General features: G+C 42.8%; 7 protein-coding genes and 2 rRNA genes. 8 read left to right on the top strand and 1 reads right to left on the bottom strand.

Annotated elements, in window-relative coordinates; all coding sequences use genetic code 11:
• Positions 1–74: 74 nt before the first annotated feature.
• From MKY71_RS16735 to tsaD, 8 genes are all read left to right on the top strand, one after another.
• Positions 75–3,003: ribosomal RNA gene (locus tag MKY71_RS16735) — 23S ribosomal RNA — on the top strand.
• A 163-nt stretch (positions 3,004–3,166) separates the two neighbouring features.
• Positions 3,167–3,282, top strand: a 5S ribosomal RNA gene (gene rrf / locus MKY71_RS16730).
• 132 nt (positions 3,283–3,414) lie between these two features.
• Positions 3,415–4,506: an NADH-dependent flavin oxidoreductase gene (locus MKY71_RS16725; protein ID WP_340733409.1), complete on the top strand. Its 1,092-nt coding sequence runs from the start codon at positions 3,415–3,417 to the stop codon at positions 4,504–4,506.
• 147 nt (positions 4,507–4,653) lie between these two features.
• Positions 4,654–4,992 (top strand): hypothetical protein, encoded by a 339-nt coding sequence (locus MKY71_RS16720; RefSeq protein WP_340733407.1) that lies wholly within the window; start codon positions 4,654–4,656, stop codon positions 4,990–4,992.
• A gap of 199 nt (positions 4,993–5,191) precedes the next feature.
• Positions 5,192–5,644: a tRNA (adenosine(37)-N6)-threonylcarbamoyltransferase complex ATPase subunit type 1 TsaE gene (tsaE, locus tag MKY71_RS16715; protein ID WP_339174004.1), complete on the top strand. Its 453-nt coding sequence runs from the start codon at positions 5,192–5,194 to the stop codon at positions 5,642–5,644.
• A complete protein-coding gene (gene tsaB, locus MKY71_RS16710; RefSeq protein WP_340733406.1) occupies positions 5,641–6,345 on the top strand; it encodes a tRNA (adenosine(37)-N6)-threonylcarbamoyltransferase complex dimerization subunit type 1 TsaB in 705 nt (234 codons plus the stop codon). Before tsaE ends, tsaB begins: the two co-directional genes overlap by 4 nt.
• Positions 6,345–6,788, top strand: a complete 444-nt coding sequence (gene rimI, locus MKY71_RS16705; protein WP_339174001.1) for a ribosomal protein S18-alanine N-acetyltransferase — start codon at positions 6,345–6,347, stop codon at positions 6,786–6,788. The genes tsaB and rimI overlap by 1 nt, the downstream gene beginning before the upstream one ends.
• Positions 6,788–7,801 (top strand): tRNA (adenosine(37)-N6)-threonylcarbamoyltransferase complex transferase subunit TsaD, encoded by a 1,014-nt coding sequence (gene tsaD / locus MKY71_RS16700; protein ID WP_340733405.1) that lies wholly within the window; start codon positions 6,788–6,790, stop codon positions 7,799–7,801. Before rimI ends, tsaD begins: the two co-directional genes overlap by 1 nt.
• A gap of 572 nt (positions 7,802–8,373) precedes the next feature.
• On the opposite strand, the gene MKY71_RS16695 is transcribed toward tsaD, so the two are convergent.
• Positions 8,374–10,314 carry an ABC-F family ATP-binding cassette domain-containing protein gene (locus MKY71_RS16695; RefSeq protein WP_340733403.1) on the bottom strand — a complete coding sequence of 647 codons (1,941 nt, stop codon included), beginning with the start codon at positions 10,312–10,314 and terminating at the stop codon, positions 8,374–8,376.
• Positions 10,315–10,419: the final 105 nt, after the last annotated feature.

The raw sequence follows: 10,419 nt of genomic DNA, 5'->3' as shown, positions 1-10,419 counted from the left end.
AAACTTTTTGAGTAAACTCAAAAAAATCTGAACGCAATTACGCCAAGGCGAAATTGATCTAAGTGTTAACTTTTGGTTAAGTTAATAAGGGCGCACGGTGGATGCCTTGGCACTAGGAGTCGATGAAGGACGGCACTAACACCGATATGCCTCGGGGAGCTGTAAGTAAGCTTTGATCCGGGGATTTCCGAATGGGGGAACCCACTATCTTTAATCGGATAGTATCTTCACGTGAATTCATAGCGTGTCGAAGACAGACGCAGAGAACTGAAACATCTAAGTACCTGCAGGAACAGAAAGAAAATTCGATTCCCTGAGTAGCGGCGAGCGAAACGGGAAGAGCCCAAACCAAAGAGCTTGCTCTTTGGGGTTGTAGGACACTCTATACGGAGTTACAAAAGAATGAACTAGACGAAGCGACTTGGAAAGGTCCGCGAAACGAGGTAAAAGCCCTGTAGTCAAAAGTTCATTCCCTCCAGAGTGGATCCTGAGTACGGCGGAACACGTGAAATTCCGTCGGAATCCGGGAGGACCATCTCCCAAGGCTAAATACTACCTAGTGACCGATAGTGAACCAGTACCGTGAGGGAAAGGTGAAAAGCACCCCGGAAGGGGAGTGAAATAGATCCTGAAACCGTGTGCCTACAAGTAGTTAGAGCCCGTTAATGGGTGATAGCGTGCCTTTTGTAGAATGAACCGGCGAGTTACGATTACGTGCGAGGTTAAGTTGAGAAGACGGAGCCGCAGCGAAAGCGAGTCTGAATAGGGCGAATTAGTACGTGGTCGTAGACCCGAAACCAGGTGATCTACCCATGTCCAGGGTGAAGGTGAGGTAACACTCACTGGAGGCCCGAACCCACGCACGTTGAAAAGTGCGGGGATGAGGTGTGGGTAGCGGAGAAATTCCAATCGAACCTGGAGATAGCTGGTTCTCTCCGAAATAGCTTTAGGGCTAGCCTCGTGATTGAGAATACCGGAGGTAGAGCACTGTTTGGACTAGGGGGGCATCTCGCTTTACCGAATTCAGACAAACTCCGAATGCCGGATATTTATACACGGGAGTCAGACTGCGAGTGATAAGATCCGTAGTCAAGAGGGAAACAGCCCAGACCACCAGCTAAGGTCCCCAAGTAATCGTTAAGTGGAAAAGGATGTGGCGTTGCTTAGACAACCAGGATGTTGGCTTAGAAGCAGCCATCATTTAAAGAGTGCGTAATAGCTCACTGGTCGAGTGACGCTGCGCCGAAAATGTATCGGGGCTAAACGATTCACCGAAGCTGTGGATGCATACTTTGAGTATGCGTGGTAGGAGAGCGTTCTAACAGCGTTGAAGTCAGACCGGAAGGACTGGTGGAGCGGTTAGAAGTGAGAATGCCGGTATGAGTAGCGAAACATGGGTGAGAATCCCATGCACCGTATGACTAAGGTTTCCTGAGGAAGGCTCGTCCGCTCAGGGTTAGTCGGGACCTAAGCCGAGGCCGATAGGCGTAGGCGATGGACAACAGGTTGATATTCCTGTACCACCTCCTCACCGTTTGAGAAATGGGGGGACGCAGTAGGATAGGGTAAGCACGCCGTTGGTTGCGCGTGTTCAAGCAGTAAGGCGTGTATGTAGGCAAATCCGCATACTTTAACGTTGAGCTGTGATGACGAGCTCGTATGAGCGAAGTTCCTGATTTCACACTGCCAAGAAAAGCCTCTATCGAGGTGAGAGGTGCCCGTACCGCAAACCGACACAGGTAGTCGAGGAGAGAATCCTAAGGTGTGCGAGAGAACTCTCGTTAAGGAACTCGGCAAAATGACCCCGTAACTTCGGGAGAAGGGGTGCTTCTTTGGGTGCATAGCCTAGAGAAGCCGCAGTGAATAGGCCCAGGCGACTGTTTAGCAAAAACACAGGTCTCTGCAAAACCGTAAGGTGACGTATAGGGGCTGACGCCTGCCCGGTGCTGGAAGGTTAAGAGGAGCGGTTAGCGCAAGCGAAGCTGTGAATTGAAGCCCCAGTAAACGGCGGCCGTAACTATAACGGTCCTAAGGTAGCGAAATTCCTTGTCGGGTAAGTTCCGACCCGCACGAAAGGCGTAACGATCTGGGCACTGTCTCAACGAGAGACTCGGTGAAATTATAGTACCTGTGAAGATGCAGGTTACCCGCGACAGGACGGAAAGACCCCGTGGAGCTTTACTGTAGCCTGATATTGAATTTTGGTACAACTTGTACAGGATAGGTAGGAGCCAGAGATCTCGGAGCGCCAGCTTCGAAGGAGGCGTCGGTGGGATACTACCCTGGTTGTATTGAACTTCTAACCCATGCCCCTTAGCGGGGTAGGAGACAGTGTCAGGCGGACAGTTTGACTGGGGCGGTCGCCTCCTAAAGAGTAACGGAGGCGCCCAAAGGTTCCCTCAGAATGGTTGGAAATCATTCGTAGAGTGTAAAGGCATAAGGGAGCTTGACTGCGAGACCTACAAGTCGAGCAGGGTCGAAAGACGGGCTTAGTGATCCGGTGGTTCCGCATGGAAGGGCCATCGCTCAACGGATAAAAGCTACCCCGGGGATAACAGGCTTATCTCCCCCAAGAGTCCACATCGACGGGGAGGTTTGGCACCTCGATGTCGGCTCATCGCATCCTGGGGCTGTAGTCGGTCCCAAGGGTTGGGCTGTTCGCCCATTAAAGCGGTACGCGAGCTGGGTTCAGAACGTCGTGAGACAGTTCGGTCCCTATCCGTCGTGGGCGTAGGAAATTTGAGAGGAGCTGTCCTTAGTACGAGAGGACCGGGATGGACATACCGCTGGTGTACCAGTTGTCTTGCCAAAGGCATCGCTGGGTAGCTATGTATGGACGGGATAAGTGCTGAAAGCATCTAAGCATGAAGCCCCCCTCAAGATGAGATTTCCCATTACGCAAGTAAGTAAGACCCCTGAAAGACGATCAGGTAGATAGGTTCGAGGTGGAAGTGCGGTGACGCATGCAGCTGACGAATACTAATCGGTCGAGGACTTAACCACATTTTATTGCACAAACTCAATGAAACGTTTATCCAGTTTTGAAAGAATGAAAATTTTTTCAAGGGTTTCAAGACACACTAGTGTATTGGAAGCCGATTAAGGAACGTCTACTAAAAGCACCACGTCCTGTGGTAACGTAGACGCCAGCACATCCATGTGCAAGTGAAGTGATGATGGCAAAGAGGTCACACCCGTTCCCATACCGAACACGGAAGTTAAGCTCTTTAGCGCCGATGGTAGTTGGGGGCTTCCCCCTGTGAGAGTAGGACGTCGCTTCGCACACGCAAAACCACTGAGGAATCAGTGGTTTTTTTGTTGTTTATAAAATGGATATTTAAATTGAGGACCTCTAACTTGAAAATAAAATGCAGTTTCGTTAAAGTACTTACATAGCAAAAGGGAGGAATTGTAATGAAGGCACTTTTTGAAAAATTTAAATTGAGTGAAGAGGTTGAATTACGTAACCGTTTAGTTATGGCACCGATGACAACCTACTCTGCAAATGAAGATGATACCGTTTCCGATGAGGAAATCACATATTATAAAGAACGTGCTGAAGGAGCCGGGATGATCATTACAGCGTGCGCATATGTTGCAGCAAACGGTAAAGCATTCCCAGGGCAAATTGCCGCTCATGAAGACCGTTATATTCCAAGCTTGCGAAGAATTGCACAGGCTATACAACAAGGCGGTGCTAAAGCGGTATTACAAATTCATCATGGTGGCCGTCAATCGTATCAACAGTTAGTACCGAATGGAGATGTTGTAAGCGCGAGTACAGCTGTTACCATCGAGAAAAAAGAAGCACGTGCATTAACTCTTGAAGAAACTAAAGAAATGGTTAAAGCGTATGGAGAAGCGACAAGAAGAGCAATTGAAGCGGGATTTGACGGTGTTGAAATCCATGGTGCGAATACGTATTTAATTCAACAGTACTTCTCAGCCTTTACTAATAAAAGAACTGACGAATACGGCGGATCATTTGAAAATAGATTGCGTTTCCCATTACAAGTGGTAAATGAAGTCATTAAAGTAAAAAACACATATGCAGATGAAAAGTTTATTATCGGGTACCGTTTCAGTCCGGAAGAGCCTGAAGAAGATGGTATTACAATGGATGATACAGTGAAGTTGGTGGATGAATTAGCGAGAACAGCGCTAACGTATTTGCATATTTCACTTGGTGATTACAAATCTGAAACACATCGTTATGTAGAAGGCCAACAAAACCGTATTTCTGTGATCCACGACTTATTAAATGGACGTAAACCATTAATTGGTGTCGGTTCAATTTATACTCGTGAAGAAGCAGAACAAGCGTTACAGTTAGGTGCAGATTTAGTAGCACTTGGTCGTGCCTTATTAATTGAGCCGCATTGGGTGGAAAAGGTACAAAACGGTGAAAACGTTGTAACATCTTATGATGAAAATATTGATACTGTAATCCCTGGTCCTTTAATGGAGAAAATTCTGTCAAGACCAGGATGGATTCCAGGTATATAATTTAATACTAGACATTAGAATATAAAAATCTAAGTTTATTAAAATAAGGAGGATACGGATACGTTCGTATTCTCCTTTTCCTATTGGGAATGTTTGAACCGCTTAATTTCGGGAATGGTTTCATAAGGATATTGAGGGGGGATACAAATGAATAAAAAGGGCTTTTATGTCTTCCTGTCTATTTGTCTCGTTATGTTGCTGACAATGTTAATAGCAGCTTGTCAGGATGAAGTTTTAGAGATAGAAGAAAGTAATACATATGTTTGGCAAAAATACATGAATGAAGATGAATATGAAAAAGTAAAAGAAGGGATGTCTTATTTAGACGTTGTGCGCATTTCTGGAGGTGCCGGACAGAAGATCAATAAAGATACTTATGAATGGAATGATGAAATTCTGCTGACGAAAGGATATCGCTTAAAATTTAACGATGAAGTATTAGTAAAAAAAGAAGTAGTGGAACGCAAAGGTAATTCAAAGCGTTAGGGATTCGCTAAAAACTAAATACAGAGTAATCAGGAACATTCACTTTTTTTCAAAAAAAATGAGTGTTTTCTTTTTTTCATAGCTACTTTATCTTAGTGTATTTAAGTAAGAACCAATCCAAAAGTGATACATTTTGAACAATTGCTTCAGTTCAAGTAAACTAGAGATAATGGATTTTTTTTTGGAAGGAAGCAATCAGATGATATTTGAAAAAGATATAAATACGCTGGAAGAAACGCAAGCGCTTGCGATGAGATTGGCGGAATTAGTCGAGCCGCAGTATACGATTACACTTGAAGGTGATTTAGGTGCCGGCAAAACGACATTTACACAGAGTTTTGCAAAAGGGCTTGGCGTAAAAAGAACGGTCAATAGTCCAACATTTACGATTATGAAGCAATATGTAGGTCGTATCCCACTTAATCATCTTGATGTATATCGTCTGGAAGATAGCGATGAAGATTTAGGTTGGGAAGAAATTTTTTATGGGGATGCTGTAACAGTTGTGGAATGGGCACATCTTATACAGGAAGATTTGCCAGAAGAGCGTTTAGCAATTGAAATTACACGCATCGATGAAACGAAACGCAAATTTGTATTGAAGCCGATAGGCGAAAAGTATGTTCGCCTTTGTGAGGAGTTATTAAAATGATTTGGTTAGGTATAGAGACAGCAAATGCACCGCTTTCTGTCGCCATCGTACAAGATAATAAAGTAATTGCAGAAGTTGTACAAAATATAAAATTAACACATTCAGTTGGTGCAATGCCGGCAATTGAGGAAGTTATAAAAAAGGCAGGTTTAACACCGGAACAAATTGATGCGGTTGCCGTTTCTGAAGGTCCAGGCTCTTACACAGGTGTCCGTATTGGTGTTACTCTTGCCAAAACCCTTGCCTGGTCTTTGCAAAAACCATTGGTAGGCGTATCTAGTTTGAAAGCACTGGCTGCTAATGCCCGTGTTGCGAACTATGCGATTTGTTCATTGATCGATGCCCGCCGTCAAAATGTATATGCAGGTGTTTATGAGACAGCTACTTTGGAGCCGATTGTTGAAGATCACCATGATCATATCGACGGGTTATTACAGAAACTTCAGCAGTTAGAGCAGCCAATATTATTTGTCGGAACTGATGTTGATTTGTATATGGAAAAAATTCAGCAAGTGTTAGGTGATTTGGCTGTTCGCGCACCATTTACGATGGATCTGCCTCGTGCGTCTGAATTAATTGCTATAGCACAACAAATGCCATTACCAACAATAGAGGCTGTCCATAATTTTGTTCCCCAATACCGCCGTATTGCAGAAGCGGAAGCAAATTGGATAAAGGAACAGAAAAAGGAGCAACGTTAATGGTACAGTATCGCAGAATGACAATAGATGATGTTCAGGCTGTCCATAAAATTGAGCTTGCAACATTTCCTACACCATGGACATTGGATTCGTTTTATTACGAAATGACCGAAAACCAATATGCCCATTATTTAGTGGCGGAAGACGGAAACGGTGAAATTATTGGTTTCTGTGGAATTTGGCTTGTTATTGATGCAGCACAGATTACAAACGTAGCGGTTGTACAATCTGTACGTGGTCAAGGCATTGGTGAAACACTTATGCGTGAAGCAATGCGGGTTGCAAAAGAAGCAAATATGGACGTCATGAGCTTAGAAGTACGTGTAACAAATACTGTTGCACAAAATTTATATCGCAAACTTGGTTTCCAAGATGGAGGTCTTCGTAAAGGCTACTATACGGATAACCAGGAAGACGCGTTAGTAATGTGGGTGAATTTATAATGGATAACTATATATTAGCAATTGAAACAAGTTGTGATGAAACAGCAGCAGCCATTATTAAAAATGGTACAGAGATTATTTCGAATGTTGTATCATCGCAAATCGACAGTCATAAGCGTTTCGGCGGGGTTGTCCCGGAAATCGCATCACGTCACCACGTTGAACAAATGACAATCGTTTTAGAAGAAGCATTAAAACAGGCAAATATGGAACCGAAAGATTTAACAGCTGTTGCCGTAACTGAAGGACCAGGCTTAGTCGGTGCTTTGTTAATCGGTATTAATGCGGCTAAAGCGTTCGCATTTGTCCACGGTTTGCCATTAATCGGGACTCATCATATTGCCGGGCATATTTATGCGAATAATCTCGTACAACCAATGGAATTTCCACTGCTGGCACTCGTTGTTTCAGGTGGACATACAGAGCTTGTCCTGATGCGTGAACATGGTTCGTTTGAAGTGATCGGTGAAACACGTGATGATGCTGCAGGTGAAGCATATGACAAAGTAGCGCGCGTATTGAATATGCCATATCCGGGTGGTCCACATATTGACCGCCTTGCACATGAAGCGACAGAAGCGGTTCCTTTCCCGCGAGTATGGTTGGAAGAAGATTCGTACGACTTTAGCTTCAGCGGCTTGAAATCGGCAGTCATTAACTATAAACATAATATGGATCAGCGTGGTGAAGAAATCATTGCCGAGCATGTTGCAAAAGGTTTCCAGGACAGTGTAGTGGAAGTATTGACGGGTAAAACAGTACGAGCAGCACGTGAATATCACGTAAAACAAGTCATCGCAGCTGGCGGTGTATCGGCTAATAAAGGACTCCGCACATCATTGGAACAAGCGTTTAAAGAAGAAGGTATTCCATTTTATGTGCCGCCTTTGAAATTATGTACAGATAATGCTGCAATGATTGGTGCAGCTGCTTATGAAATGTATGAAGCAGGGGTTCGGGGTAATTTAGCTATGAATGGACGACCTGGAATGGAGCTTTTGAGCTGGAAATAGGGTATATAAGTATGGGGAAGAGATGTAGCAGTACATCCTTTACCCATACTTTTTTTATAGAGAAAATAAATTTTTCTTCATTTGTTTTCTTTCAATAATAAAAAAAGTCGAATCTAGTAATTTATGATGGATAAATCTCATTTATAACAAGTTTTTATCGACTGTTCAACTTTTCTGAAAATTATCCACAGATAAAGTTAAATACTCACAAAAAAACGTGCGAACATGCGTACTTATACACAAACTGTGTATAACTTGTGGGTAACATGTGATTTATCTATATATAGTAGTGTCTTTTTCACACAGCGATGTGCATAACTTTGATTTTAAATGTGGATAATGTGGAAAACTATGTTGATATGTTGATACTACTAGATTTGTATTGTGAATAAAATTGTGGAGAAATTTGTAGAAATTTGGCGTATTGACCTATATATATGATTATTATGTAGATAAGATGATAGAAAGCTTTAATATTATACAATAACAATCAAAAAAATATGTTCCTCGTAAAGCAGACTTGTGTATAGATATAAAAAAGGAGTGTCCATATGTTGCTGGACACTCCATCATTATAGCTGTTCGAGCTCTTCATTCAGTTCAAGCCATTCCATTTCAAATGCTTCATGCTGTTCCTTTACATCATTCAGCTCAGATTGAATGGATAGCGTTTTTTCATGATCCGAAAAAATGTCAGGATCACATAATTGTTCTTCAAAGATGGCGATTTTTTCATCTAAAGCGCCCATCTGCTTTTCAATATCTTCAATTGCACGACGAATTTGGCGTTCTCTTTTTTTAGCATCCTTATCAATCGTCGATGTAGTCTTCGCTTGGACAGCCGGTTCAGTTGAATTCTTTTCAACTGCTGCGGCTTTCATTGCAGCTAATTCTTCAAGCTCCTGTTTCTTTTCCACATAATAATCGTAGTCGCCTAAATACTCGAATGAACCTGTGCCTGATAGTTCAACGACTTTAGTAGCAATACGATTGATGAAATAACGGTCATGGGATACGAATAGCAATGTTCCTGGATAATCGATTAAAGCATTTTCCAGTATTTCTTTACTGTCTAAGTCTAAATGGTTTGTCGGCTCGTCGAGTACTAGAAAATTAGATTTTTGCATCATTAATTTCGCAAGTGCAAGTCGTGCCTTTTCTCCACCTGATAGGGAGTTTACCGTTTTTGATACGTCATCTCCACTAAACAGGAAGCGACCTAAAATATTCCGGATATCCTTTTCGTTCAGTAACGGCCATTCATCCCAAAGCTCACTAAGAACCGATTTATTCGAATGAAGTTTCGCCTGCTCCTGATCATAATAGCCAATTTGAACATTTGTACCGTATCGAATGTCCCCGGCAAGTGCCTCAATATCTTGGACGATTGTTTTCAATAACGTAGATTTCCCAACACCGTTTGGACCGACAAGTGCAATACGATCTTCTCTAAAGACGCGCATTCCAATATTTTCGGAAATAGCTTTGTCCGTAAAGCCGATTTTTAAATTATCAATCGACAGCACGTCATTTCCACTTTGACGCTCAATCGTAAAGCCGAAGTTTGCACTCTTTTCATCGCCATCCGGAGATTCCATCCAACTTGTCTTTTCCAGCACTTTACGACGTGATTGGGCCATTTTTGTAGTCGAAGCTCGGGCAAGATTCTTTTGGATAAATGTTTCGAGTTTCGCCTTTTCATCCATTTGACGCTCATACATTTTTAAATCGCGTTCATAGTTTTTCGCCTTTTCATCTAAATAAGCACTGTAGTTGCCTACATACTTCGACACTTTCGTACGGGACACTTCGTAAACAATCGACACGACCTGATCTAAGAAATAACGGTCATGCGAAACGATTAAAATTGCGCCGTCATAACCTTTTAAATAGCCTTCCAGCCATGACAATGTTTCAATGTCCAGGTGGTTGGTCGGCTCATCTAAAATAAGGAGGTCGGGCTTGGACAAAAGAAGCTTTGCGAGTGCTAAGCGTGTTCGTTGTCCGCCGGATAGTGAACGGATCGGCTTTTGATAATCTTCAGGGAAAAATTGCATCCCATGCAGAACAGAGCGGGTATCGGCTTCATACTGGTAACCGCCTGCATCTTTGAAATCATGCTGCAACTGGTCATACTCTGCCATGATGCGGGCATATTGTTCGCTATCTTCATATATTGCAGGATCAGCCATTTGCTGTTCAAGTTGACGCAATGTTTGTTCCTGTTTTTGCAGATTTACGAAAATTGTCATCATTTCGTCCCAAATCGAAAGTTCAGAGTCAATGCCTGCATGCTGCTCTAAATAACCGACTTGAATATCTTTTGGAATAATAATTTCACCGGAATCATAGCTCATTTGACCGGCAATTATTTTTAATAACGTTGACTTGCCGGCACCGTTTCGCCCTACTAATGCCACGCGGTCATGATGCTGTACTTCTAGTTTTACCCCGCTTAATATTTCATCTGTAATAAAGGATTTATATAATTGATTCACTTGTAAGACAATCATGTTTACACCTCAGTTTCTTCCTATTTAGTTTAATGTATGGGAACATTGTTCGCAACGATGGATACTTTACTTGTCGCTCCTTGTTTAGTAAGATTAACTTGCTTC

The sequence above is a fragment of the Solibacillus sp. FSL W7-1324 genome (assembly GCF_038008025.1).
GTDB lineage: Bacteria > Bacillota > Bacilli > Bacillales_A > Planococcaceae > Solibacillus.
Note: the sequence above shows the minus strand (reverse complement) of the source record. Positions and strands in the feature narration are given on the sequence as shown.

Coding starts and splice junctions, on each gene's coding strand:
- MKY71_RS16725 (WP_340733409.1), top strand. CDS start 3,415: ATGAAGGCACTTTTTGAAAAATTTAAATTGAGTGAAGAGGTTGAATTA.
- MKY71_RS16695 (WP_340733403.1), bottom strand. CDS start 10,314: ATGATTGTCTTACAAGTGAATCAATTATATAAATCCTTTATTACAGAT.
- MKY71_RS16720 (WP_340733407.1), top strand. CDS start 4,654: ATGAATAAAAAGGGCTTTTATGTCTTCCTGTCTATTTGTCTCGTTATG.
- tsaB (WP_340733406.1), top strand. CDS start 5,641: ATGATTTGGTTAGGTATAGAGACAGCAAATGCACCGCTTTCTGTCGCC.
- tsaE (WP_339174004.1), top strand. CDS start 5,192: ATGATATTTGAAAAAGATATAAATACGCTGGAAGAAACGCAAGCGCTT.
- rimI (WP_339174001.1), top strand. CDS start 6,345: ATGGTACAGTATCGCAGAATGACAATAGATGATGTTCAGGCTGTCCAT.
- tsaD (WP_340733405.1), top strand. CDS start 6,788: ATGGATAACTATATATTAGCAATTGAAACAAGTTGTGATGAAACAGCA.